The sequence below is a fragment of the Catellatospora sp. NPDC049609 genome (assembly GCF_040675365.1).
GTDB lineage: Bacteria > Actinomycetota > Actinomycetes > Mycobacteriales > Micromonosporaceae > Catellatospora.
The window spans coordinates 1-24,178 of sequence record NZ_JBFAOU010000121.1; the positions used below are offsets into that span (position 1 = coordinate 1).

The 24,178-nt window shown below is 73.2% G+C and carries 19 protein-coding genes and 2 pseudogenes; 10 read left to right on the forward strand and 11 right to left on the reverse strand.

Annotated features, from left to right (window positions below):
* Positions 1-64: 64 nt before the first annotated feature.
* From AB0J67_RS27470 to AB0J67_RS27495, 6 genes are all read right to left on the reverse strand, one after another.
* On the reverse strand, positions 65-688 hold the full coding sequence (locus AB0J67_RS27470) for a phosphoesterase PA-phosphatase (protein WP_363486353.1): 624 nt from the start codon (positions 686-688) through the stop codon (positions 65-67).
* Entirely contained in the window at positions 685-1,890 is a 1,206-nt protein-coding gene (locus AB0J67_RS27475; RefSeq protein ID WP_363486355.1) for an MAB_1171c family putative transporter, read from the reverse strand. The genes AB0J67_RS27470 and AB0J67_RS27475 overlap by 4 nt, the downstream gene beginning before the upstream one ends.
* Positions 1,874-2,416, reverse strand: coding sequence for a hypothetical protein (locus tag AB0J67_RS27480; RefSeq protein WP_363486356.1), 543 nt, complete (start codon positions 2,414-2,416; stop codon positions 1,874-1,876). Before AB0J67_RS27480 ends, AB0J67_RS27475 begins: the two co-directional genes overlap by 17 nt.
* A gap of 42 nt (positions 2,417-2,458) precedes the next feature.
* Positions 2,459-2,836, reverse strand: coding sequence for a helix-turn-helix domain-containing protein (locus AB0J67_RS27485; RefSeq protein ID WP_363486357.1), 378 nt, complete (start codon positions 2,834-2,836; stop codon positions 2,459-2,461).
* A gap of 428 nt (positions 2,837-3,264) precedes the next feature.
* Positions 3,265-3,909 (reverse strand): methyltransferase domain-containing protein, encoded by a 645-nt coding sequence (locus AB0J67_RS27490; RefSeq protein ID WP_363486358.1) that lies wholly within the window; start codon positions 3,907-3,909, stop codon positions 3,265-3,267.
* A gap of 93 nt (positions 3,910-4,002) precedes the next feature.
* Entirely contained in the window at positions 4,003-4,923 is a 921-nt protein-coding gene (locus AB0J67_RS27495; protein ID WP_363486359.1) for a LysR family transcriptional regulator, read from the reverse strand.
* A 138-nt stretch (positions 4,924-5,061) separates the two neighbouring features.
* On the opposite strand from AB0J67_RS27495, the gene AB0J67_RS27500 reads away from it, so the two are divergent.
* The 5 genes and pseudogenes from AB0J67_RS27500 to AB0J67_RS27520 all read left to right on the forward strand — a co-directional run bounded on the left by AB0J67_RS27500 (position 5,062) and on the right by AB0J67_RS27520 (position 10,770).
* Positions 5,062-5,769, forward strand: a complete 708-nt coding sequence (locus AB0J67_RS27500; protein ID WP_363486360.1) for an SDR family oxidoreductase — start codon at positions 5,062-5,064, stop codon at positions 5,767-5,769.
* A gap of 61 nt (positions 5,770-5,830) precedes the next feature.
* Positions 5,831-6,877: pseudogene (locus AB0J67_RS27505) on the forward strand (nitronate monooxygenase); the annotation flags it as partial.
* Positions 6,878-6,982: 105 nt separating this feature from the next.
* Complete coding sequence (locus tag AB0J67_RS27510) at positions 6,983-7,354, forward strand: SgcJ/EcaC family oxidoreductase (protein ID WP_363486361.1); 372 nt, start codon at positions 6,983-6,985, stop codon at positions 7,352-7,354.
* A gap of 222 nt (positions 7,355-7,576) precedes the next feature.
* A complete protein-coding gene (locus AB0J67_RS27515) occupies positions 7,577-10,399 on the forward strand; it encodes a BTAD domain-containing putative transcriptional regulator (protein WP_363486362.1) in 2,823 nt (940 codons plus the stop codon).
* On the forward strand, positions 10,309-10,770 hold the full coding sequence (locus AB0J67_RS27520; RefSeq protein WP_363486363.1) for a hypothetical protein: 462 nt from the start codon (positions 10,309-10,311) through the stop codon (positions 10,768-10,770). Before AB0J67_RS27515 ends, AB0J67_RS27520 begins: the two co-directional genes overlap by 91 nt.
* Before the next feature lie 70 nt (positions 10,771-10,840).
* On the opposite strand, the gene AB0J67_RS27525 is transcribed toward AB0J67_RS27520, so the two are convergent.
* Both AB0J67_RS27525 and AB0J67_RS27530 read right to left on the reverse strand, forming a co-directional pair.
* On the reverse strand, positions 10,841-11,659 hold the full coding sequence (locus AB0J67_RS27525; protein WP_363486364.1) for an ABC transporter permease: 819 nt from the start codon (positions 11,657-11,659) through the stop codon (positions 10,841-10,843).
* Positions 11,656-12,639: an ATP-binding cassette domain-containing protein gene (locus AB0J67_RS27530; RefSeq protein WP_363486365.1), complete on the reverse strand. Its 984-nt coding sequence runs from the start codon at positions 12,637-12,639 to the stop codon at positions 11,656-11,658. Before AB0J67_RS27530 ends, AB0J67_RS27525 begins: the two co-directional genes overlap by 4 nt.
* A 144-nt stretch (positions 12,640-12,783) precedes the next feature.
* Between AB0J67_RS27530 and AB0J67_RS27535 the strand changes: the two genes are divergently transcribed.
* Complete coding sequence (locus tag AB0J67_RS27535; protein WP_363486366.1) at positions 12,784-12,984, forward strand: hypothetical protein; 201 nt, start codon at positions 12,784-12,786, stop codon at positions 12,982-12,984.
* 192 nt (positions 12,985-13,176) lie between these two features.
* On the opposite strand, the gene AB0J67_RS27540 is transcribed toward AB0J67_RS27535, so the two are convergent.
* Entirely contained in the window at positions 13,177-15,660 is a 2,484-nt protein-coding gene (locus tag AB0J67_RS27540; RefSeq protein ID WP_363486367.1) for a discoidin domain-containing protein, read from the reverse strand.
* 650 nt (positions 15,661-16,310) lie between these two features.
* Here AB0J67_RS27540 and AB0J67_RS27545 point away from each other — a divergent pair.
* Together AB0J67_RS27545 and AB0J67_RS27550 are read left to right on the forward strand one after the other, a co-directional pair.
* The gene (locus tag AB0J67_RS27545) at positions 16,311-20,585 is read left to right on the forward strand and encodes a discoidin domain-containing protein (RefSeq protein WP_363486368.1); all 4,275 of its coding nucleotides are present in this window, start codon (positions 16,311-16,313) and stop codon (positions 20,583-20,585) included.
* A gap of 76 nt (positions 20,586-20,661) precedes the next feature.
* Positions 20,662-21,750 carry an aldo/keto reductase gene (locus tag AB0J67_RS27550; protein ID WP_363486369.1) on the forward strand — a complete coding sequence of 363 codons (1,089 nt, stop codon included), beginning with the start codon at positions 20,662-20,664 and terminating at the stop codon, positions 21,748-21,750.
* A 443-nt stretch (positions 21,751-22,193) separates the two neighbouring features.
* Here the strand turns inward: AB0J67_RS27550 and AB0J67_RS27555 are convergent, their stop codons facing one another.
* A complete protein-coding gene (locus tag AB0J67_RS27555) occupies positions 22,194-22,454 on the reverse strand; it encodes an HPr family phosphocarrier protein (RefSeq protein WP_363486370.1) in 261 nt (86 codons plus the stop codon).
* Entirely contained in the window at positions 22,438-22,824 is a 387-nt protein-coding gene (gene dhaM, locus AB0J67_RS27560; RefSeq protein ID WP_363486371.1) for a dihydroxyacetone kinase phosphoryl donor subunit DhaM, read from the reverse strand. The genes AB0J67_RS27555 and dhaM overlap by 17 nt, the downstream gene beginning before the upstream one ends.
* A 124-nt stretch (positions 22,825-22,948) precedes the next feature.
* Between dhaM and dhaK the strand changes: the two genes are divergently transcribed.
* Together dhaK and AB0J67_RS27570 are read left to right on the forward strand one after the other, a co-directional pair.
* Positions 22,949-23,947 carry a dihydroxyacetone kinase subunit DhaK gene (dhaK, locus tag AB0J67_RS27565; RefSeq protein WP_363486372.1) on the forward strand — a complete coding sequence of 333 codons (999 nt, stop codon included), beginning with the start codon at positions 22,949-22,951 and terminating at the stop codon, positions 23,945-23,947.
* Positions 23,947-24,178, forward strand: a pseudogene (locus AB0J67_RS27570) (hypothetical protein); the annotation flags it as partial. The gene dhaK and the pseudogene AB0J67_RS27570, both read left to right, overlap by 1 nt.

The window sequence follows — 24,178 nt, forward strand, 5'->3', positions numbered from 1 at the left end:
GCCCGGTCAGGGCGTGTCGTCCCCACAGTTCGCGCAAGATCGACGCGGGAGGGGTGGGGCCGGGTCAGGTCAGTAGGGTCCAGGCCGCCAGGGCGGCGGCGGAGCCGGCGGCGACGCCGGCGACGACCTGGGCGAGGTCGTGCGCACCAAGGCGCAGCCGGGCCCAGCAGACGACGAGGACCATCGCCCATGCCGCGGTGCCGGGGGCGCCCAGGGCGGCGGTGAGCACGACGGCCGCCGCGGAGACCGTCGCGGCGTGCGCCGACAGCTTCCAGACCAGGTTCACCAGGGTGGTCAGTGCCAGCGCGGCGCCGAACGCGGCGACGGTGGCGCGTACGGTCGCGGGCGCGCCGAGCACGGTGAGCAGGCCGAGTCCGGCGGCGACGGACAGGATCGACAGGCCCAGCGGGACCGCCCGGTCCTCGCGCCGGTCGATGTGGTGGCTGTTCAGCCTGCCCCGGCGTACCCCGCTGCGGATGATCAGCAGGGGGATGACCGCGGTGAACACGGCGGCGGCCAGGCCCCACAGCGCGCCCCGGAGGCCGGCGGTGAGCGCGCCGACGGTGAGGGGGAGCAGCGCGGCGAACACGCCGGGCGCCAGGACCTCCGAGACGATCGCGGCGGCGCGGTCGGCGGCGGAGGTGCGGGTCTGCTCGGCCGGGCGGGTGTCGCCGGAGATGTGGGTCATGCCGGATGCTCCTGTCCTTGCGTGGTAATAGCCTGCGCTGCCGTGCCGGTCCGGCCCGGATCGGGATCGCCGTCGCGGCGCAGCTCGTCGAGGACCTGGGCGGCTACGGTGCCGGAGAACTCGGCGGCCACCCGCAGCAGCCAGGCCACCTCGGACGGCATGTCCTCGCCGCCGGGCTGCACGTCGCCGGTGCCGGTCTCCGGATGGCGGTTGACCTTGGCGTACAGCGCCGCCTTCACCACCGCGGCCTCCACCGCCGCGGCCCGGCGGCGGCCGGACAGCCCCGCGGCGTCGGCGGCGCGCTCGGCGAGGGCCTGCGCGTGCGCGTCCATCCAGGGACGCAGTGACAGGTAGACGTCGCGGATCTCCGTGGTGCGCCGGTACAGGGCCTGGTGCTCGCGGGCGAAGATGCAGCCCACGTTGTACGCGAAACGCCGGGCCGGGGTCTCCAGCAGGATCTCCGGGTGTGCCCCGGTGAGGGCCGCCCAGAAGGGCCGCAGTCGGCAGCACTGGTAGGCGCGGTACGACTTCATCCAGGTGATGCCGAGGATCGGCACGATCACGCTGAGGATCAGCGACACGATCGACAGGCCCAGCCCGGTGAGGTAGACGGGGACGAGCAGCTCGGGCAGGGCGGTGGCGCCGAGGTCGTCGGCGACCGCCGTGATCAGGCCGGTGCCGTTGTAGATCATCCCGGTCCAGCCGAACGCGACGAAGCACCACAGCCCCGTCTTGATGTGGGCCAGGTGCGCCAGCCTGGCATACCGCGGCACCAGCAGGATGATCTGCACCGCCGTCCAGGCCAGATATCCGAAGTAGATCGCCAGGTAGACGCTGATGCCGAGCTCGCCGGTGTTGTCGGCCTGCCAGTTGCCGTTGTTCTCCGCGGTGGGCGTGACGGCGAACGCGACGGCCATCCCGGCCAGGGCTGCCGCCAGCACGGCGAGGCGGCCGAGCGCCGCCCGTGCGGCCTGCGGCGGCGGCTTCACCCAGTACAGGATCATGGTCTGGATGGCGGCGCAGGCGCCCAGTGTGGTCGAGTTGGACAGCAGCCGGGCCAGGTTGTCGACGCCGGACACGCGGTCGATCCAGGCGTACGCGCCGGGGGTCAGCATCAGCATCGCGGCGGCGCCGAGCGCCACGATCATCACCCGGGAGACCCGCGCTCCCGAGCGGCGGCTCGGGTCACGCCACAGGTCCACCCCGGCTATCACGACGCCGAGCAGCAAAGCGGCCGAAAAGTACCGGGCGAACATGCGGGGTGGCCTCCCAGGAGGGGTCGAAGGTCTCCATCGCGCGGGCGAGGTCGTCGGCGACCGGGTCGCCGACCGGCGACGGGCCGAACCGGTTGAGGATGGCGCCGGCGAGCAGCTCGGCCTCGTGCTCCTGCCGGCCGCCGTACGGGGGCGCGAGGGTGGGATCGGACAGCACCCGCGGATCGACGCTGGGGTGGCCGAGCAGCATGTGGCCGATCTCGTGCAGCACCAGGTGCAGCTGGTGCTGCGGGACGGACCGTTCCTCGTAGACGATCCAGTCGCCGCGGCCGGGCACGTTGAACCAGAAGCTGGTGACGCCCGTCGGCAGCGGCTTGCCGACCAGGTGGATCGGCTGGCGCCGGATCTCGGTCGAGACGTACTCGACGAAGGTGGCCAGCTCCCAGGGGCGCGGTGGGTCCAGGGTGGCGACGATCCGGGCGCAGCTGCGCCGGATCTCGCGTAGGTCACCCACTTGGGTCGCCTCCCCGTGCTCGGCCCAGCGCAGGACGTGATCCTACCGATCGCCGCCCTCGGCCGTGTCGGCCAGGATCTCGTCGATCAGCGCCTTGACGCCCCGCAGCGCGTCGGCGTCGAGGCGGGAGGCCCGGAACGCGATCGACGCCACCTCCTCCGACTGGGGCCGGAAGCCGGCCTTCGACGGCGGGATGAGGTATGCCGAGTCCTTGCCGAAGAAGTTGGCGATGCCCACGAGCACGTTGACGTGGGGATCGGCCACCCGCCCGTTGGCGATCTCGGCGATGTGGGTGTGCGAGCAGCCGACCGCGGCGGCGACCTCGCGGGTGGTGTACCGCCGGCCGCCGGGGCGGCGGTGCGTGTCGAACAGCCGCGCGACGCGCTCGGCGATCGTCTGGCCGCCGTTCTGCCCGGTCATAGCCATTTCCTTACGTGATCCGGTGCTGCTGCCGTTCGTAAACGGAGGAGTACATCGTGGAGGTTCTGTAATCACCCGTTGACAAGATACTGGTTGATCACTCTATGCTGGCGGCACAGGAACCTCAAGAGCGCCGCGGCGGGGGTGTGCGGCGCGACGGGTCGGTGGTAACGGGGGGCAAGGAGGCGGGGCGCAGGCCCGGTCACCTTGCGCGTTGCGACCCGTGGAGGGGCCTGCCAGGCGGCGGCGGTGTGCCCGCCGCCGCCTGACCCTCCAAAAGCATCCGATGACGGGACCGGTGTGGACGGCCGGGGTCGGACAGGCGTATCGTCTTGCCACGACGAAGGCCGTGCTGCTTCCCCCGTGGTGGTGCGGCCTTCGCCGTGTCCACCGACGACGCGCGGCGCTCGCCTGCGCGCCGGGCCTGCTCAGCCCGGTTTCACCGCGTGGACGCGCTCCACACTGCCGGCCTTGAGCCGCTCCACCTCGACCACGTCGAACCCGGCCGCCCGCACCAGCGGCAGCTGCCGCCGGGTGAAGTGCTCGCCCGCGTTGCGGATGGTGACCCGTTCCAGCAGCCACTGCGCGGCGTGGATCGGGGGCCAGGTGCTGGCGACATGGTCCAGTAGCAGCAACCGCCCACCCGGCACGAGCACCCGCCACATCTCGCCGATCGCCGCGGCCGGGTCCGGGATGGCGCACAGCGACAACGCGCAGACCACGGTGTCGAACGACGCGTCGGCGAACTGCAGGTGCTCGGCGTCGCCCTCGCGCAGGTCGGCGTCCCGGCTAAGGTCCGCGGCCCGCCGCCGGGCCACCGCGAGCATCGCCGGGCTCAGCTCGATCCCGGTCACGCTCACCTCGGCCGGGTAGTGGGGCAGGTTGCGGCCGGTGCCGACGGCCACCTCGAGGACCCGGCCGCGGACCCGGGCGCCGAGCCACTCGCGGCCGCCGCCGAACTGGATCCGCTCGAAGAACGCGATCTGCCGGTCGTAGTCGGGGGCGTACCGGTCCCACACCCGCCGCTGCCGGGCGGTCGGGCTCTCGCCGCGCTGCGGTGCCGTACCGGTCATCGGGCGGGTCCTCCGGGCTCGGTGAAGGGCGGTCGAGGCCAGCCTAGCCACGCCGCGCACGCCGGCCCGGGGGTCGCGGCCGCCGCCGCGGCGCTACCGGCCCGTCCGGAACGGGTCGTGCGCCGGCAGCCAGACATCCTCGGCGTCGAGGCCGAGGCTGCCGACGTCCCGGGTGAGCGCCTCGGCGGCGGCGCGGACGGCGGGGCGGCCGTCGTCCCCGCGCCACACCAGGGCCCACGTCCAGTACGGCACCGGGCTGACCACGGGCCGGGCGGCGAGATCGGGCGGCAGCGCGGCCGACTGGTCCCGCGGCGAGTTGACGACCGGCCGGCGCAGCCGGCGTACGTGGTCGAAGAACGCCGGGCCGGTGATGCCGCCGTCGTCGATGTGCTCGACCGCGGCCGCGGTGTCCCGGGCGAACTCCTCGGCGTACCGGTTCCACGAGGACCAGGCCGCCGCGTCCGCGTCCACCAGCACCACGGTGTCCCGGGCGCGGACCGGGGCGGTGGCGCCGCCCACGGCCACGGCGAAGAGCCGGTCGGCGCCGATCAGCCGCGCGTCGAGGCCGTACGCGGCCAGGTCGTCGGTCCGCACCCAGCAGATCGCCAGGTCGATGCTGCCGTCGGCGACCCGCCGGGCCTGGGCGTGCGAGGGCAGCACCCAGGTGTCGACGCGCAGCTGCGCCACCCCGGCGACCCGGGTGGCCAGGTCGGCCGGATGCCAGTGCACGTAACCGAGCCGCAGCGCCTCCGCCGCGGCCAGCCCCGCCGCCGTGCGGCGCAGCTCGTCGGCCTGTGCCAGCAGGTCACGGGCCGGGGACAGCAGCGCCTGCCCGCAGTCGGTCAGGGTGACCGTGCGGCGGTCGCGGTCGAACAGGCGTACCCCCAGATCCCGCTCCAGGGCCTTGACCTGCTGGGACAGGGAGGGGCCGGCGATGCGCAGCCGGTCCGCGGCCCGGCCGAAGTTCAGCTCCTCGGCCACGGCGACGAAGTAGCGCAGCTGGCGCAGCTCCACCCGCACATCGTATGGCGCTGGTAGGCACCGCCTACCAGCAGCGAGCAAACCGGTCGTGGCAGGTCACGGCCGGTAGGCGGACGATTTGACCGTGCCCGCCGACCGGCGGTGCCGTCCACGAACAGAACGAGAGACCCGATGAACACCCAGAAGGTTGCCGTCGTCACCGGTGCGTCCCAGGGGATCGGCGCGGCGCTCGTGACCGCGTACCGCAAGCTCGGGTACGCCGTGGTCGCGAACTCCCGCTCCATCACGCCGTCGGACGACCCCATGGTGCTGGCCGTCGCGGGCGACATCGCCGACCCCGCCGTCGGCGCGCGCGTCGTCGAGCAGGCGCTCGCCCGGTTCGGCCGGATCGACACGCTGGTCAACAATGCCGGCGTCTTCATCGCCAAGCCCTTCACCGAGTACACCGAAGCGGACTACGAGCTGGTCACCGGCATCAACCTGCGTGGCTTCTTCGAGGTCACCAGGCGGGCCGTCGCGGCGATGCTCGACCAGGGCGGCGGGCACATCGTCAACATCTCGACCAGCCTCACCGACCACGCCCGCAGCGACGTCCCCGCGGCCCTGGCCGCGCTCACCAAGGGCGGCCTCAACGCGGTGACCAGATCCCTGGCCATCGAGTACGCCACCCGCGGCATCCGCGTCAACGCGGTCTCGCCCGGCGTCATCCGCACCCCGATGCACGCGCCGGAGACCCACGAGTTCCTGGCCGCGCTGCACCCGCTCGGCCGGCTCGGCGAGATCGACGAGGTCGTCGACGCGATCCTCTACCTCGAACACGCCGCCTTCGTGACGGGCGAGATCCTGAACGTCGACGGCGGCCAGAGCGCCGGACACTGAACCCGGCACACCGGGGCGGGCGGCCCGGGGTCGCCGCCCGCCCACACCCGTCGACCCCCGGGAGCAGACCTTGCCCAGCACCCTCGCCCGCACGCTCGGGATCACCACGCCGGTGCTCGCCGCGCCGATGGCCGGCGGCGCGGGCACCCCGGCCCTGGTCACGGCCGCCGCGCGGGCGGGCGGCCTCGGGTTCCTCGCCGCCGGGTACCGACCGGCGCAGGCGTTCGCCGACGAGATCGCGGCGGTCACGGCCGCGTCCGTGCCGTACGGCGTCAACCTGTTCGTCCCGAACCCGCTGCCCGTCGACCGGGCCGCGTACCGGCGCTACGCCGGGCTGGTCGCCGCCGAGGCCGCGCGCCACGGCGTCACCGTCGACCCGGCGGCGGCACCCGTCGAGGACGACGACGCCTGGCACGACAAGCTCGCCGTGCTGCGCGCCCACCCGGTGCCGGTCGTCAGCCTCACCTTCGGCATACCCGGCCCGGCGGACCTGGCCGCCCTGCGCCGCACCGGCGCGCTGCTGGTGCAGACCGTCACCGGCGTCGCCGAGGCGCAGGCAGCCGCCGAGGCCGGGCTCGACGCGCTCGCCGTGCAGGCCACGGCCGCGGGCGGGCACTCCGGCACGTTCACGCCCACCCGGCCGGTCGCCGACCGCCCGCTCACCGAGCTCGTCGCCGCGGTCCGGCACGCCACCGGCCTGCCCGTGATCGCCACCGGCGGCCTGGCCACACCGCAGGCCGTCGCGGCGGCCGTCCGGGCGGGCGCGGACGCCGTGGCCGTCGGCACCGTGCTGCTGCGCAGCGACGAGGCGGGCACCAGCGCGATCCATCGGGCCGCGCTGGCCGACCCGTCCCGCACCGGCACCGTCCTCACCCACGCCTTCACCGGCCGCCCCGCCCGGGCCCTGGCCAACGACTTCACCGAGCGGTACACCGCGTCGGCGCCGTACGGCTATCCCGCCCTGCACCACCTCACCGGGCCGCTGCGCCGGGCCGCCGCGGCGGCGGGCGACCCCGAACGCGTGCACCTGTGGGCCGGCACCGGCTTCCGGCACGCCACCGACGAGCCGGCCGCCACGATCCTCACCCGCCTGGCCACGCACCTGTGACCAGGCCGTCCCGCCCGCTCGCCGCCACCACCCGCGAGCGCACCGTCCCCGAGCGCCGACTCGAAGCGCCGTCCTCGGGAGCACCGTCCTGAGAAGGAGAACGTCATGACCGACATCGACACCGACGCCGCGATCCTGCGGGCCGTGCTGGACCGCTGGCAGGCCGGCATCGCCGCGCACGATCCGCGGGCCGTCGCGGCCAACTTCACCGAGGACGCGATCTTCCAGGGCCTGCACCCGTACAGCGTCGGGCCGGACGGTGTCGCCGCGTACTACGACGTGCAGCCGGTGGGCATGACCGTCGCGTACACCCTGCGGGAGACCCGGCGGCTCGCCGAGGACGTGGTGCTCGGCTACCTGACCGCCGCGTTCTCGTTCACCGACCGGCCGACCCGGGAGCTGTACCTGGGCGTGGTGCTGCGCCGCACGGACGCCGGCTGGCGCATCGCCCACTACCAGGTGTCCCGCCTCGACTGATCGGGCGCTCCGCTTCGCCTCCGGTCTGTCATCGACGTTGGCCTATTACATCGAATTCTGGTGCTCGTAATTCGATGTAATAGGCCAACGTCTATTAGCGGCCCGGCTCGGCCCGGCTCGGCCCGGCTCGGCCTGGGCGGCGGCGTCGGGTCGGGTGTGGTGTCCGGCATCCGGTGTCCGTGCGGCCGGGGCCGGTCGCGGCGGCCTGGAAGACTGGTCGGCGTGCGTGTCGGGATTCTGGGTCCGCTGGAGGCGGAGAGCGGGGGCCGGCCGGTCGAGGTGACCGGCGCCCGGCTGCGCGCGCTGCTCATCCGGCTGGCCGTCGACGCCGGCCGCTTCGTGCCGGTGACCGCCCTGGCCGACGCGCTGTGGGGCGAGCACCTGCCCGCCGACCCGGCCAACGCGGTGCAGACGCTGGTGTCCCGGCTGCGCCGGGCGCTGCCCGACGGCACCGTCGGCTCCGGCCCCGGCGGTTACCGCCTCGACCTGCCCGCCGCCTCGGTCGACGCGCTCCACTTCGAGGAGCTGGCCCGGCAGGGGCGCGCCGCGCTGTCCGCGGGCGACCCGGAAGCGGCGGCCGGGCTGCTCGGGCGGGCGCTCGCGCTGTGGCGGGGCGAGGCGCTCACCGAGGTCGCCGACGCCCCGTACGCCGTCGCGGCGGCCGCCCGCTGGGCCGAGCTGCGGCAGGTCGCCGCGGAGGACCGGCTGGAGGCGGAGCTGGCCACCGGCGAGGCCGACCGGGTCGTGCCCGAGCTGGCGCGCCTGGCCGCCGACCGGCCGCTGCGGGAACGGCCCCGCGCCCTGCTCATCCGTGCCCTGCACGCGTCCGGGCGCACCGCCGACGCGCTGGCCGCGTACTACGCCTTCCGCGACCGGCTCGCCGACGAGCTCGGCGTCGACCCCTCGGCCGACCTGCAGCAGCTCCGGCTGGCCGTGCTGCGCGACGAGCCGCCGCCGCGCGCCGCCGGGCGAGGACCGGCGGCGCAAAGCCCGGTCCAGCGGGTGCTGCCCCCGGCCCGCCGGGGCAACCTGCGCGCCTCGCTCACCAGCTTCGTCGGCCGGACCGAGGAGCTGGACCGCATCGCGCGGCTGTGCGCGGACGGGCGGCTGGTGACCCTGGTCGGGCCGGGCGGCGCGGGCAAGACCCGGCTCGCCGTCACCGCCGCCGCGCGGCTGTCCGGCGACACCGCGCCCGCGGTGTACCTGGTGGAGCTCGCCCCGGTGACCGACCCGGTGAACCTGGTGCAGGCCGTGCTGGCCGCCCTGGAGCTGCGCGGCGAGGCCGCGTTCCTGGACAACGGGCAGCCCGCGCTGCCCCGCGACGCCATGTCGCGGCTGGTGGACGCGCTCGCCGCCGCCGACGTGCTGCTCATCCTCGACAACTGCGAGCACCTGGTCGGCCCGGCCGCCGCGCTCGCCGAGGAGCTGCTCACCCGGTGCCCGCGACTGCGGATGCTGGCCACCAGCCGGGAGCCGCTCAACATCCTCGGCGAGGCGCTGTGCCCGGTGGGGCCGCTGGCCCTGCCCGAGCCGCAGGCCACCGCCGCGCAGGCGCTGGCGTACCCGGCGGTGCAGCTGCTGCGCGACCGGGCCGCGGCGGTGCGGCCGGGTTTCGCGGTGACCGACGACAACGTCGCCGAGGTGGTGGAGATCTGCCGCCGCCTCGACGGGCTGCCGCTGGCCGTCGAGCTGGCCGCGGCCCGGCTGCGCACCATGTCGCCGGCGCACCTGGCCACCCGGCTCGGTGACCGGTTTCGGCTGCTCACCGGCGGCAGCCGCACCGCCATGGCCCGGCACCGCACTCTGCGCGCCGTGGTGGCGTGGAGCTGGGAGCTGCTCGCCGAGCCGGAGCGGCTGCTGGCCGAGCGCGTCGCCGTGTTCCCCGCGGGCGTCACCCACGACAGCGCCACCGGGGTGTGCGCCGACGCGCGGGTGCCCGCCGCCGACGTCGCCGACCTGCTCGACGCGCTGGTCGACAAGTCACTGCTGCAGGTCACCGGCGACGGCGAGCCCCGCTACCGCATGCTCGACACGATCCGGGAGTACGGCCTGGAGCGGCTCGCCGACACCGGGGAGCTGGCGCCGGTGCGCGCCGCGCACGCCGCGTACTTCCTCGACGTCGCGGAGCGGGCCGAGCCGCACCTGCGCGGCGCGCAGCAGCTGCACTGGATCGCGCTGCTGTCCGCCGAGCGGGACAACCTGCTGGCCGCGCTGCACTTCGCCTGCGACAACGGCGACGCCGACACGGCCGTGCGGCTGGTCTCGGCGCTCGGGCTCTACTGGACCGTGCTCGGCGCCAACGCGGAGGCGGCGAGCTGGCTGAGCCAGGCCCTGGCGGTGCCCGGCGGCGCGCCGAGCCCGCAGCGGACCATCGCCACCGCGTTCCAGCTGATCAACCGGGTGGCCGCGGAGGAGCCGACCGACAGCACGGAGGTGGTCAAGGGGATCGCCCGGCTGGCGGCCGAGGCCGACCCGGCCTGGGACCACCCGCTGCTGGCGCTGCTCGAACCGGCGGCCGCGCTGCTGGCCGACGACACCGCGGCCGGGCTGGCCGCGATCGACCGCGGGCTCGCGAACGCCGACCCCTGGGCGCGGGCCATGCTGCGCATGTCCCGGGCGTTCCTGGCCGACAACGACGGCGACGCCGCGGCGATGTACGCCGACCTGCTCGCCGCGATCGAGGAGTTCCGCGGGGTGGGCGACCGCGGCGGCCTGGCCATCGCGCTGACCGCCTTCGGCGAGGCGAGCGCGGTACGCGGCGACTTCGACGCCGCCGAGGCGGCGCTGTTGGAGGCGATCGAGCTGACCGGGCAGCTCGGGGGACGGACGACACGGAGTACCAGCGGGTCCGGCTCGCCGTGGTGCGCTGGCAGCGGGGCGACGCCGACGCCCTGCCGCTGCTGCGCGACATCGCCGGGAGCGGCTCCTCGCGCAACTCGTGCGGCGCCCGGCTGGTGCTCGGCGACGCGTACCGCCTGGACGGCGACCACGGGCGGGCGCGGGAGCACTACGACACCGCGCTGGCCCAGCTCAGCACGACCCTGATGGCGTCGCCGCAGTTCCGGGCGCTGATCCTGACCTCGCTCGGGCACCTGGCGGTGAGCCGGGGCGAGCGGGCCGAGGCCGCTGCCGCGCTGGAGGAGGCGCTGGGCAGCGCGCTGTCCGCCAAGGACATGCCGGTCGTCGCGCGGGTCGGGGTGGGCGTGGCCGACCTGTGGCTCAGCCGGGGCGACCGCACGCGCGCGGCGACGGTGCTGGGGGCGGCGGAGCGGCTGCGCGGCCTGGCCGACCGGGCCACCCCGGACACGCTGCGCCTGACCGCCGCGCTGACCGGTGAACCGGCGCTCGCGCGGGCGTACGCGCAGGGCCGCACCCTGGACCGCGCCGACGCGCTGGCCCTGCTCGGCCGGATCTGAGGCCGCCACCGCCGGGTTAGGAAGGGCACCTTCCACAACGCATAGCGTTAAGAAGGTGCCCTTCCTTTCGTCAGGTGCGGCGGCGGTAGGCGCGGACGGCGAGCGGGGCGAAGACGACGAGCAGGCCGAGCGACCACAGCAGGGTGTGGGTGACCGGAACGGCGACGGGGCCGCCGAGCATGAGGCCGCGGGCGGCGGCCATGACGTCGGTGACGGGGTTGAGCTTCACCCAGGCCTGCAGCCAGCCGGGCAGGGTGTCGGTGGGGACCATCATGTTGGTGCCGAAGGTCAGCGGGAACATGATCAGGAACGAGATGCCCTGCACCGCGCCGGGCTCGCGGACCAGCATGCCGATCAGCACCGAGGTCCAGCTCAGGCAGAACGAGAAGACCAGCACCAGCAGGCAGGCGGCCACGCCCAGCAGGATGCCGTTGCCGAGGCGGAAGCCCAGCGCGGTGCCGAAGCCGAGCAGGACCAGCGTGGCCACCACGAACCGGATGACGTCGCCGAGCACGGCGCCGATCAGCGGGGCCGAGCGGGCGATGGGCAGGCTGCGGAACCGGTCGAAGACGCCCTTCTTGATGTCGCTGTTGAGGTTCACCCCGATCGCGGTGGAGGCGAACATCGCCGTCTGCACCAGGATCGCCGGCAGCAGGAACTGCAGGTACGCGTGCTGCGAGCCGGCCACGGCGCCGCCCAGCAGGTACACGAAGATGACCACGAAGATCACCGGCTGGAGTGTCACGTCGAGCAGCTGCTCGGGGGTGCGCCGCGTCTTGGCCAGGCTCCGCCCGGCCAGCGCGAGGCTGTGCCGGACCAGCGCGAACGGTCGGCGGGGCGCGGCGGCCGGGGTCACGGCCGGGGCGGGCGGGGTGAGGGTGGCGGTCATGCGGCGACCTCCTGGCGGTCGGCGGCCCCGTGGCCGGTGGGGGTGGCGTCTGCCCCGTGGCCGGTGAGGGTGAGGAAGACCTCGTCGAGGCTGGGCAGCCGCAGCGACAGCTCGGTCATGGTGACCCCGGCGTCGGCCAGGCGGCGTACCGCCTCGGTGAACGCGCGGTCGTCGGGCACCGGCACGGTGAGCACGCCCCGGCTCGGCGACTCGGGGCGGTGACCGGAGACGGTCGCCAGGATCTGCTCGACGTCGCCGAGGCGGGCCGGGTCGGCGGGGCGGGCCGCGATGGTCTGCCCGCCCACGACGCGCTTGAGGTCGGCGGGGGTGTCGTGGGCGATGACCCGGCCGTGGTCCATCACCGTGATCTCGTCGGCGAGCGCGTCGGCCTCCTCCAGGTACTGCGTGGTCAGCAGCACGGTGGTGCCCTCGGCGACCAGGGCGCGGACCATGTGCCACACGTCGTCGCGCTTGGCCGGGTCCAGGCCCGTCGTCGGCTCGTCCAGGTAGATCACGTCGGGGCGGCCGACCAGGCTCGCGGCGAGGTCGAGGCGGCGGCGCATCCCGCCGGAGTAGGTGCGCGCGGGCCGCCCGGCGGCCTCGGTGAGGTCGAAGCGGGCCAGCAGCTCCCTGGCGCGGGTGCGGGCGTCGGCCGTGCGCAGGTCGAGCAGCCGGCCGATGAGCACCAGGTTCTCGGTGCCGGTGAGATCGTCGTCGACGGAGGCGTACTGGCCGGTCAGGCCGATGCGGCGGCGCACCTGCTCGGCGTCGCGCACCACGTCGAACCCGCCGACGGTGGCCCGGCCCGCGTCGGGGCGCAGCAGCGTGGCGAGCACGCGTACGGCCGTGGTCTTGCCGGCGCCGTTGGGGCCGAGCACGCCGAGCACGGTGCCCGGCCGGGCGGCCAGCTCCACTCCGGCCAGCGCGGTCGTGGTGCCGAACCGCTTGACCAGGCCCTCGGCCTGGAAAGCGTAGGTCATGGTTCCTTCCCTCCCTGGGGTACGCCGTCCAGGGAACGCCGGCCCGCTGGCAGGGCGCGCACAGCCCGCTGGCACGCGCGCACACCTTGGGCACGCGGGCGCGCGGTGCTACCGTCGACAACCCCCGAACCCCGAGGTCAGCCCATGTCTCACCGTTGCGGCAAGCACGTCCTCCTGTCCGCCCCCGCCTCCGCGCAGTCCGGCTGGATCGCCTGCGCCGTGCACCGGATGGGCGGCACCCAGCTCGACGCGACCTTCGCCCGCATCGTCGGCCTGGAGTTCCACGGCGAGGAGGTCCTCGGCTTCGGCTGGATCATCACCCACGCCATGCTCGACGACGCCTGACGCGTCGCACCCCCGAACCTCGCCGCCCTCGCGCCGTCGGCGCGCTGCGGTTTCGGGAAAACTACAGCATAGGACGCAGGCATTGGCGCAGTTTCCCCGAAACTGCAGTCGCGCCTCGCGGCGCGGGCCGGGGTGGGTGGAGGCCCGGCCCCGGCGCGCACGTGGGAGGCAGCGCCGGGGACGGGCGGCTCGTCAGGAGGCGTACGCCTCCAGCTCGCTCAGCTGGCCCGCCGGCCAGCCGGTGTTGCCGGTGAACACGACCCGGAGGAACCGGGTGGTGCCGGACGGCAGGGTGATCGTCACCGTGTTTCCCGTCGCCGGGTTGAAGGTGTGCGCCGCCGACGGCACCAGGGTCCGCCAGGTGATCCCGTCGTCGCTGCCCAGCACCGAGATCGTCTGGGTACGCGCGGCCCACGCCGCCTGCGGCGGCAGCTTCAGCACCAGGCGCCGCACGGTGGTGCTCCCGCCCAGGTCGGTCTGCACCCACTGCGGGAAGGCGTTGTTCGGGCTCTCCCAGTAGCTGCCCGCGTTGCCGTCCACGACGTTGCCCGAGCCGTAGGACTGGACGTGCCCGCTCTCGGCGGTGGGCTTGCCCGCGGCGAGGTTGACGTTCGCCGGGGGCGGGTCGGTGGTGACCGTGACCGGGTTCGACGGGCCCGACACCAGGCCCGCGCCGTCCTGCGCGGCGACGGTGAAGGTGTGCGCCGAGCCCGGGGCCAGCCCGGTCGCGGTGAACGTGGTGCCCGACGCGGTGCCGAACGGCGCGCCGTTGCGCAGCACCCGGTACCCGGTGACGGCGACGTTGTCGGTGGACGCCGACCAGGACAGCGACACGGTGGTCTGGGTCTTGCCGGTCACGGCCAGCTGCTGCGGCACGGACGGGGGCTGGGTGTCGACCTGGCCGCCCGCGTACACCTCGAACTCGGAGACCTGGCCCGCGGGCCAGCCGGTGTTGGCCGTGATGGTCAGCCGCACGTGGCGCACCGTGGCGGCCGACACCGGGATGCTGACCGTGTTGGCGGCGCCCGGGTCGAAGACGCGGCCCGCCTCGGCGGACAGCGGCACCCAGGTGCTGCCGTCGGCCGAGCCGTGCACCGCGATGCGCTGGGTGCGCGCGCCCCAGCCGGGCGGCAGCTTCAGCGCGACGCGCGAGACGGCGTGCTGCCCGCCGAGGTCGACCGTCAGGGTCTGCGGGAACTGGTTGTTCACGCTCTCCCAGTACGAGCCCGCGTTGCCGTCGACGGCGTTGCCCGCCGGGAAGCCGCCGTTGGTGCTCGACGCGCTGACCGGCCGGTTCAGGGCCACGTTGACCGTCGGCGACGGCGGGTCGGTGGTGACCGTGACCGTGCTGCTCGGTCCGGAGACCGCCCCGGCCGCGTCCCGGGCCCGCACGTAGTAGGAGTACGTCGTCGACGGGGACAGGCCGCTCAGGGTGACCGAGGTGCCGGACGGCGCCGCCACCACGCTGTCCACCGCGCCCAGCTCCTGGTAGACGGTGTAGCCGACCACGCCGACGTTGTCGGTCGACGCCGGCCAGGACAGCGAGACGCTGGTGGCGGTCTTGCCGGTGACGGCCGGGTTGCCGGGCACGGTCGGCGGCACCACGTCACCGGGGCCGGACCGGTTGGCGAACTCGGTGGCCCAGTAGCGGGTCCGGGTCAAATACGCCGTCTCGGCGGCCGCGCCGGTCTGGCCGTACGCGCCGTCGTAGGTCTGGTAGCCGTGGCCCGCGGGCGGGGTCGCGCTGGCGGGTTCGATGGACGAGCCCTCGTGCCACTCGTTGAACGACGTGATCGACACCCAGTTCGGCAGCCCGCCGGTCGCCGGGTTGAGCGCGTTGTTCCACTGCAGGTCGTAGGTGGCGCCGTTGTTGCGGGACACGGTCGGCGTGGTGTTGCCGGGCACGGCCCGGTCGTCGATGTACCCCGGGGCCACCGAGGGGGCCCAGATCAGGCCGTTGGCCTTGCAGTACGCGCTCGCCTGCGCCCAGCCCGGCGCGGTGGACCCGGCGATGCCGTCGTAGGTGTACATGCCGCCGAAGTGGGCGACCCGGGTGGTGTCCGTGGTCTGCGCCAGGATGATGTTGCTCGCCTTGAGCGGCGCGATCGGCGACCAGTCGGCGATGAGCAGGCTCTCGAAGACGTAGAACGCGGGGCGGTTGCCGTGTGCCGCGTCGCGGTAGAAGGCGGGGCTGGACCCGTACCGGCTGTTGAGGTAGTTGATGTCGGCGACGGTGGAGGCGGCGGTGCGCCCGGCGTAGGGCTCCAGGTGCCAGGCGACCTTCAGCCCCTGCGCGGCGGCGGCGTTCAGCACGCCCGCGGCCAGGTTGTCCTCGTAGGAGCCCTGGCCCCACCAGCTGTAGACGAGCACGCCCGCGCCGGACTGGCGGATCCACTGCATGTGCTGGGCGACGGCGCCGGTGTGGTCGCCGGAGTCGTAGGCGCCGAGGGCCGGGTAGAGGTCGGCGCCGACGTCGCCCGGCGGGGTGTGCCCGCCCTGCTGCCAGTGCCGGTATGCGCCGTGGACGGCCGGGTTGCCGTACCACGAGTAGTAGAAGACGTGCACGTTCGGCGACGGCGGCGGGTCGGCGGCCTGCGCGGCGGGCGGTGCGGCGGCCAGCCCGGCCGCGACCACCAGTGCGGCCAGCGCCGCCCGCAGCGTGCGGTACGCGGACATGACGGGTCCTCTCCGGTGCGGTGTCGGGGCGGCGTCCCGGGGACGTGCGGGCGCCGTTCGAGCGTTGCAGGCAAGACCTTAGATAGGTCGTCGCAAAAACTCTAGCGTTGTATGCAAGTTTGCAATGCCAATCGAGACGTTGCGGACCGTGACGGCGCAACGGTTGCCGTCGGCGTGACCGTCCTATCCGTACCCCGGCAGGGCCTTGCAGAGGGCTGCCTGGCTGCGACGGAGCCGTCCGGCGGGGCCGCGGTCGCGGAGAGTTCCGAGATCAGTGGTCATGGGGCGGAGTCACCGCCGGTGATGGCCGCTGATCAGGGCGGGGTGGTCCCGGCGTGCAACGGAGACGATCACTGTCCGTCCTCGCTGGACGATCGCTACGTTTTTTGCATTGGACTGTGGACTTCTAACTACCAAGGCTCTAACGTTTTGCTACCACAGTCAGAAACACCGATGACTTGAGCCCGAAACAGAGCTTCAGGTGGCAGGTGCTCCTCGGCCGTGGCGGCGTGTGCGCGCGAGCAGGCACGTCGCCGCAATCCGCTCCGGCCGGGTCGCCTTCCGTAACACGGGGTGGCCGTCCTCCGTCGACGGTGACCGCGGATTCGCGGCGGGATGAACGCAGGAGAGGCAATGCAGGGAGGAGTGCAGTGAAAACCAAGAATGTACGGGCCAGGCTGCTGGCGACACTGGTCGCCGCCAGCCTGGCCGTCGTCGTCGGGCCGGTGTCGCCGGCCACGGCCGCCGGAGGGCCCAACCTGGCCGCCGGCAAGCCGGTGTCGGCCAGCAGCACCAACAACGGTTTCGTCACCGGCAACCTGGTCGACGCGAACCAGGGCAGCTACTGGGAGAGCTCGGGCGCGTTCGCGCAGTGGGCCCAGGTCGACCTCGGCACCACCACCAGCATCGACCAGGTCGTGCTGAAGCTGCCCGCGGGCTGGGGCGAGCGCACCCAGACGCTGTCCGTGCAGGGCAGCACCAACGGCACGTCGTTCAGCACGATCGTGGCGTCGGCGGGCTACAACTTCCAGCCCGGCTCGAACAACACCGTCGTCATCAACTTCCCGGCGGCGAGCACCCGGTATGTGCGGATCAACATCACCGCCAACACCGGCTGGGCCGCCGCGCAGCTGTCCGAGCTGGAGGTCTACGGCGCGGGCGGCGGCTCGTCCGGCAACCTCGCCGCGGGCAAGGCGATCGCCGAGAGCGGCCACGCCGACGTGTACGGCGCGGGCAACGCCAACGACGGCAACCAGGGCACCTACTGGGAGAGCGTGAACAACGCGTGGCCGCAGTGGCTGCGCGTCGACCTCGGCTCGACCGTCAGCGTGAACCGGGTCGTGCTGAAGATCCCGTCCGGCTGGGGCGCGCGCACGCAGACCCTCGCCGTGCAGGGCAGCACCAACGGCAGCACGTTCGCCGACATCGTCGGCTCGGCCGCGTACAACTTCGCGCCCGGCTCGAACAACACGGTGACGATCAACTTCACCACCGCGTCCACCCGGTACGTGCGGATCAACATCACCGCCAACTCCGGCTGGCCGGCCGGCCAGATCTCCGAGTTCGAGATCTACGGCCCGACCACGGGTGACACCCAGGCCCCCACCGTCCCGGGCAGCCTGTCCTACACCCAGCCCCAGGCGGGCCAGATCCGCCTGGCGTGGAACGCCTCCACCGACAACGTGGGCGTCACCGCCTACGACGTCTACGCCAACGGCAACCTGCTGACCAGCGTCAGCGGCTCGACGCTCACCTACACCGACAGCCGGCCGGTCAGCGAGACGGTCAGCTACTACGTGCGGGCCCGCGACGCCGCGGGCAACCAGTCGGGCAACAGCAACACCGTCACCCGCACCGGCCAGACCGGCGACACCCAGGCGCCCACCGCGCCCGGCAGCCTCGCCTACACGCTGCCCGCCTCCGGCCAGATCCGGCTCACCTGGACCGCGTCGACCGACAACGTCGGCGTGACCGGGTACGACATCTACGCCAACAGCGCGCTGCGCGGCAGCGTCAACGGCAGCACGCTGGTCTACACCGACAGCCAGCCGGACTCGGCGACGGTCACCTACTTCGTCCGGGCCAAGGACGCGGCGGGCAACATCTCGCCGATGAGCAACACGGTGACCCGCAACGGCTCCGGTGGCGGCGGCACCAACCAGGCGCTGAACAAGCCGATCACCTCGAACGGCCACACGCACATCTTCGCGGCCGAGAACGCCAACGACGGTGACCTCACCACCTACTGGGAGGGCAGCACGTCGCCCAACCAGCTCACCGTGTCGCTGGGCTCCAACGTCGGCCTGACCTCGATCGTGGTCAAGCTGAACCCGGACGCCGCGTGGGGCGCGCGCACCCAGACCATCCAGGTCCTGGGCCGCGAGCAGAGTTCGTCGTCGTTCGTCAACGTGGTGTCGGCGCAGGCGTACAACTTCAGCCCGGCCACCGGCAACACGGTGACCATCAACGCCTCCGGCAGCTACGCCGACGTCCGGCTGCAGTTCACCGGCAACACCGGCGCCCCCGGCGGCCAGGTGGCCGAGTTCCAGGTCATCGGCACCCCGGCGCCGAACCCGGACCTCACCGTCACCTCGCTGACCTGGTCGCCGGCCTCCCCGGTGGAGACCGACGCGGTCACCCTGAGCGCGGTGGTCCGCAACGCGGGCACCAACACCTCCGCCGCGACGAACGTCAACTTCTACCTGGGCACCACCCTGGTGGGCACCGGCTCGGTCGGCTCGCTGGCCGCCGGCGCGCAGGCGACGGTCAACGCCAACATCGGCACCCGCAACGCGGGCTCCTACGCCGTCACCGCGAAGGTCGACGAGGCGAACAGCGTCATCGAGCAGAACGAGGCCAACAACAGCCTCACCGCGTCGAGCAACCTGACCGTCTCCCCGGTGCAGAGCTCCGACCTGGTCGCGAACCTGAGCTGGACGCCGAGCAACCCGTCGGCCGGCAACAACGTGACCTTCTCGGTCGCCATCAGGAACCAGGGCACCATCGCCTCGGCGAGCGGTGCGCACGGCATCACGCTGACCGTCCTCAACGAGGCCGGCACCGTGGTCCGCACGCTGACCGGCTCGTACTCCGGCGTGATCAACGCCGGTGCCACGTCGAGCGCCGTCAACCTGGGCACCTGGACCGCGGCCAACGGCCGGTACACCGTCCGCGTGGTGCTCGCCAACGACGGCAACGAGCTGGCCGTCAAGCAGGCGAACAACACCAGCAACACGCCGCTGTTCGTCGGGCGTGGCGCGAACATGAACTACGACATGTACGAGGCCGAGGACGGCTCGGTCGGTGGCGGCGGCGCCGTCGTCGGCCCGAACCGCACCATCGGCGACCTCGCCGGTGAGGCCAGCGGCCGTCGCGCCGTGACGCTGAACAGCAACGGCCAGTACGTGCAGTGGACCACCAAGGCCGCGGCCAACGCGCTCGTCGTCCGGTTCTCCATCCCGGACAACAGCGGCGGCACCGGCACCACGTCCACGCTGAACATCTACGTCAACAACACCTTCCACAAGGCGATCACGCTGACCTCGAAGTACTCGTGGCTCTACGGCGCGGAGGCGGGGCCGAGCAACTCGCCCGGTGCCGGCGCGCCGCGTCACATCTACGACGAGGCCAACGTCCTGCTGGACTCGACCATCCCGCAGGGCGCGACGATCAAGCTGCAGAAGGACGCGGCCAACGCGGGCACGTTCGCGATCGACTTCATCAACCTGGAGCAGGTGAGCCCGCGGGCGAACCCGGACCCGGCGAAGTACAAGGTCCCGACCGGCACCTCGCACCAGGAGGTGCAGAACGCCTTCGACGCGGTCCGCATGGACACCACCGGCGCCTTCATCGGTGTCTACCTGCCCGCCGGCAACTACGAGACGGCGCAGAAGTTCCAGATCTACGGCAAGCCGGTCAAGGTCGTCGGCGCGGGCATGTGGTACACCCGCTTCCACACGCCCACCGGCCAGGAGAACACCGACGCCGGCTTCCGGGTGGAGAGCAGCGCCAACGGCTCCTCCTTCGAGCACCTGGCGTTCTTCGGCAACTACACCACCCGCCAGGACGGACCGGGCAAGGTCTGGGGCGAGCTGAAGTCCGTGAACAACCTGACCTTCGACAACGTCTGGGTCGAGCACACGGTCTGCGGCTGGTGGGGTGTCAACGTCAGCGGCTGGAACGTCAAGAACAGCCGCGTCCGCAACACCTTCGCCGACGGCATCAACCTGACCAACGACTCCACCAACAACACGGTCAGCAACGTCGAGGGCCGCGGTAACGGAGACGACGCGTTCGCGCTGTTCTCCGCGACCGACAGCGGCGGCTCGGTCGGCAACAACGGCAACGTCTTCGAGAACCTCTCGGCGACGCTGACCTGGCGTGCCGCGGGTCTGGCCGTGTACGGCGGGTACAACAACGTGTTCCGCAACCTGTACATCGCGGACATGCTGACGTACTCCGGCATCACGATCAGCTCGCTGGACTTCGGATACCCGTTCGTCGGCTTCGGCACCACACCCACCCGGTTCGAGAACATCTCGCTGGTCCGGGCGGGCGGTCACTTCTGGGGCAACCAGACCTTCGGCGCCATCTGGGTCTTCGCGGCCTCGAAGGAGTTCCGAGGCATCCGGGTGACCGATGTGGACATCGTCGATCCGACGTACTCCGGCATCATGTTCCAGTCGAAGTACCCGGAGCAGCAGCCGGTGACCGACACCATCTTCACCAACATCCGCATCAGCGGTGCCCAGAAGAGCGGTGACGCGTTCGACGCCAAGTCCGGCTTCGGCATCTGGGTCAACGAGCTGCCCGAAACCGGTCAGGGTCCGGCCCGTGGCTCCGCCACGTTCAACAACCTGACCTTCAGCAACAACTTCCAGAACATCAAGAACACCACCACGACCTTCACGCTGACCATCAACTAGCCTGAAGGGAAAGGAAGGGCACCTTCTTAACGCCATGCGTTGTAGAAGGTGCCCTTCTTAACGCCATGATGGGGGTATGGCGCTCGATCGGCTCGACCTGTCCCACCCCACCGCGCGGCTCGGGCTCGGCCTGGCGGCGGTCGGGCGGCCCGGGTACATCAACCTCGGGCGCGACCGGGACCTGCCCGCCGACCGGAGCGTCGAGGCGATGCGGGCGCGCAGCCACGAGCTGCTCGACGCGGCGTACGCGGCGGGCGTGCGCTACGTGGACGCGGCGCGCTCGTACGGCCGCGCCGAGGAGTTCCTCGCCGCCTGGCTGGACACCCGCGACGTCCCCGACGTCGTGATCGGCAGCAAATGGGGGTACACGTACACCGCCGGCCGGCGCGTCGACGCCCCGGTGCACGAGACCAAGGACCACAGCCTCGCCGTGTACGAGCGCCAGCTCGCCGAGACGAGGGAGCTGCTCGGGGACCGGCTCGACCTGTACCAGATCCACTCGCTGACAGTGGAGAGCCCCGCGCTGCGCGACACCACGCTGCACCAGCGCCTCGCCCACCTGACCGCCACGGGCGTGACGGTCGGCTTCTCCAGCAGCGGGCCGCGGCAGCGGGACGCGATCGAGGCGGCGCTGGCGATCGAGGTGGACGGACTGCCGCTGTTCCGCAGCGTGCAGGCGACCTGGAACCTGCTGGAGCCGTCGGCGGGCCCGGCCCTGGCGGCCGCCCGCGCGGCCGGCTGCCAGGTGATCGTCAAGGAGGCCCTGGCCAACGGCCGCCTCGCCGTGGCCGGGTCCGGCACCGCCGCCGTGGACGGTCCTGCCGCCGCTGCGGACGCGCCTGCCGCTGCCGCTGCCGGGTCAGGACCGGCGCGGGCCGGGTCCGGCGAGCTCGGCGCGGACCGGCTCGGCGTGGACCAGCTCGGTGTATTGGCCGAGGTCGCCGCCGAGACGGGCGCGACACCCGACGCCGTGGCGATCGCCGCGGTGCTGGCCCAGCCGTGGGCCGGGATCGTGCTTTCCGGTGCCGCCACGGCCGGGCAGCTCGCGACCAACCTCGACGGCACGCGGCTCAGCCTCACTCCCGCCCAGCTCGACCGCCTCGCCCCGCTGGCAGAGCCTGCGGAGGAGTACTGGAAGCACCGCGCCACCCTTCCCTGGGCCTGATGCCGCCGCTGCTGCCGCTGCCGCCGCTGCTGCCGCTGCTGCCGCTGCTGCCGCTGCTGCCGCTGCTGCCGCTGCTGCCGCTGCTGCCGCTGCTGCCGCCAGTCTGCTGCGGCTGACAACTTTTGGGTTGTCCCGACAACCCAGAAGTTGTCGGCTCTGGCTCGTCGGCCTGGTCGGCGGTCGGGGCGGCGGTCGATGGGTGGTGGGCTGGGGCGATGATCGCTGATTCGTGTCCAGACCTGCGGTCAGACCGCACTTTCTGACACAGAAAGCCGATCATGCAGCCCGCGAGGCGGGTGGCGGGCGGCGAATTGCGGTGTCGGCGCGGGTCCGGCGCGGGTCGGCGCGGGGCAGGTCCGGCGCGGCGCGGTTCCGGCGCCGGGCAGGGTTAAGAAGGTGCCCTTCCTCAACGCATAGCGTTAAGAAGGTGCCCTTCCTTTTCCTCAGGCGGGGGTGGTGCGGAGGGTGGTGGCTACGGCGGAGGCCGCGGCTTCGGCGTCGGGGCCGGTGGCGTGGACGGTGACGGTCTGGCCGGCGGTGGCGCCGAGGGCGAGCAGGGCCAGCACGCCGCGGGCGTTGGCGGTGCGGTCGCCGTGGACGATCTCGACGGTGCTGGTGAACTTCGCGGCGGTGACGACCACCTGGCCGGCGGGGCGGGCGTGCAGGTGGGCGGGCAGGACGACGTCCTCAGAGCTTTCGGGCATGCCAGGCCTCCTCGGCCGCGCCGGCGACCGTGTCCAGGTCGGCGCCGGTGGCGGCGATGACGGCGGCCGCGACGGCGCCCTCGACGAACGGGGCGTCGGCCAGCCGCACCCGGGCGTCCGGGTGCTCGTCCAGCAGCGCGCGGGCGGTCAGCACGGAGCTGCCGAGGTCGGGCAGGACCACGACGCCGTCACCCGAGGCGGCTTCGGCGATCGCGTCGCGGATCAGGTCGTACGAGGTGCCCAGGCCGCCGTCGTCGGTGCCGCCCGCGACCGTGACCGCGACGGCGTCGCCGGCCACCTGCCGCAGCAGCTCCCGCAGCCCGGCGGCGAGGTCGGCACTGTGCGAGACCAGCACGATCCCCACGCTCATGTCCGCATCGTATCCGGGCGGGCGACCGGAAAGCGGGCACGCGGCGGCCGTCCGGGGCAGGATGGACTTACGACGCGAACCGGTTCGCGCCGGCGTCCGCCGACGCCGTGAAGGGAGCCCCGCCGTGAAGAAGTTCATCAACCACCCGGACGCGGTGGTCCGCGAGGCGCTGGTGGGCATGGCCGCCGCGCATCCCGACCTGCGCGTCGACCTCGAACAGCAGATAGTGGTGCGGGCCGACGCGCCCCGGTCCGGCAAGGTGGGGCTGATCTCCGGCGGCGGGTCGGGGCACGAGCCCATGCACGCCGGGTTCGTGGGCCTCGGCATGCTCGACGCGGCCTGCCCCGGCGAGGTGTTCACCTCGCCCGTGCCCGACCAGATCCTCGCCGCCGCGAAGGCGGTCGACGGCGGGGCGGGCGTGGTCCACATCGTGAAGAACTACACCGGCGACGTGATGAACTTCCAGATGGCGGCGGAGCTGTCCGGCGACGAGGGCATCGAGGTGCACTCGGTGCTGGTCGACGACGACGTCGCGGTGGAGGACTCGACGTGGACCGCGGGCCGCCGCGGCACCGGCGCGACCATGCTGGTCGAGAAGATCGCTGGGGCGCTGGCGGAGGAGGGCGGGGACGCCGCGTCCGTCGCCGCGATGGGCACCCGGGTCAACGAGGCCAGCGCCTCGTTCGCGATCGCGCTCACCGCGTGCACCACGCCCGCCGCCGGGCGGCCCGGGTTCGAGCTGCCCGAGGACGAGATGGAGGTCGGCGTCGGCATCCACGGCGAGCCGGGCCGCCGCCGGGAGAAGCTGCTCCCGGCGCGCGACATCGCGACGATGACCCTGGAGGCGATCCTGGCGGCCAAGCCGGTCGCCACCGGCGAGGATGCGATCGTGGTGGTCAACGGGCTCGGCGCCACCCCGCTGATCGAGCTGTACCTGCTCTACGGCGAGATCTCGGGGCTGCTGGAGTCGGCCGGGGTGCGCATCGCGCGCAACCTCGTCGGCAACTACGTGACCAGCCTGGACATGGCCGGGATGTCGCTGACCGTGTGCCGGGCCGACCCGGAGATGCTGCGGCTGTGGGACGCCCCGGTGCGCACCCCGGCGCTGCGCTGGGGCGTCTGATGGACGTCGCGCTCGCCAGGGCCTGGCTGGACGCCGCCGCCGCCGCCATCGCCGCTCGTGGCGACGAGCTGACCAGGCTCGACGCCGCGATCGGCGACTCCGACCACGGCGTGAACATGAACCGGGGCTTCGGCGCGGTGACGGCGAAGGCCTCGCCGCGCACCATCACGTCCTGCATCGACGACACCAGGTGCTTGAGCGGCAGGAACTCCGAGACGGTGCGCAGCCACT

Coding starts and splice junctions, on each gene's coding strand:
- AB0J67_RS27470 (WP_363486353.1), bottom strand. CDS start 688: ATGACCCACATCTCCGGCGACACCCGCCCGGCCGAGCAGACCCGCACC.
- AB0J67_RS27485 (WP_363486357.1), bottom strand. CDS start 2,836: ATGACCGGGCAGAACGGCGGCCAGACGATCGCCGAGCGCGTCGCGCGG.
- AB0J67_RS27490 (WP_363486358.1), bottom strand. CDS start 3,909: ATGACCGGTACGGCACCGCAGCGCGGCGAGAGCCCGACCGCCCGGCAG.
- AB0J67_RS27500 (WP_363486360.1), top strand. CDS start 5,062: ATGAACACCCAGAAGGTTGCCGTCGTCACCGGTGCGTCCCAGGGGATC.
- AB0J67_RS27510 (WP_363486361.1), top strand. CDS start 6,983: ATGACCGACATCGACACCGACGCCGCGATCCTGCGGGCCGTGCTGGAC.
- AB0J67_RS27525 (WP_363486364.1), bottom strand. CDS start 11,659: ATGACCGCCACCCTCACCCCGCCCGCCCCGGCCGTGACCCCGGCCGCC.
- AB0J67_RS27530 (WP_363486365.1), bottom strand. CDS start 12,639: ATGACCTACGCTTTCCAGGCCGAGGGCCTGGTCAAGCGGTTCGGCACC.
- AB0J67_RS27535 (WP_363486366.1), top strand. CDS start 12,784: ATGTCTCACCGTTGCGGCAAGCACGTCCTCCTGTCCGCCCCCGCCTCC.
- AB0J67_RS27540 (WP_363486367.1), bottom strand. CDS start 15,660: ATGTCCGCGTACCGCACGCTGCGGGCGGCGCTGGCCGCACTGGTGGTC.
- AB0J67_RS27550 (WP_363486369.1), top strand. CDS start 20,662: ATGGCGCTCGATCGGCTCGACCTGTCCCACCCCACCGCGCGGCTCGGG.
- AB0J67_RS27555 (WP_363486370.1), bottom strand. CDS start 22,454: ATGCCCGAAAGCTCTGAGGACGTCGTCCTGCCCGCCCACCTGCACGCC.
- dhaM (WP_363486371.1), bottom strand. CDS start 22,824: ATGAGCGTGGGGATCGTGCTGGTCTCGCACAGTGCCGACCTCGCCGCC.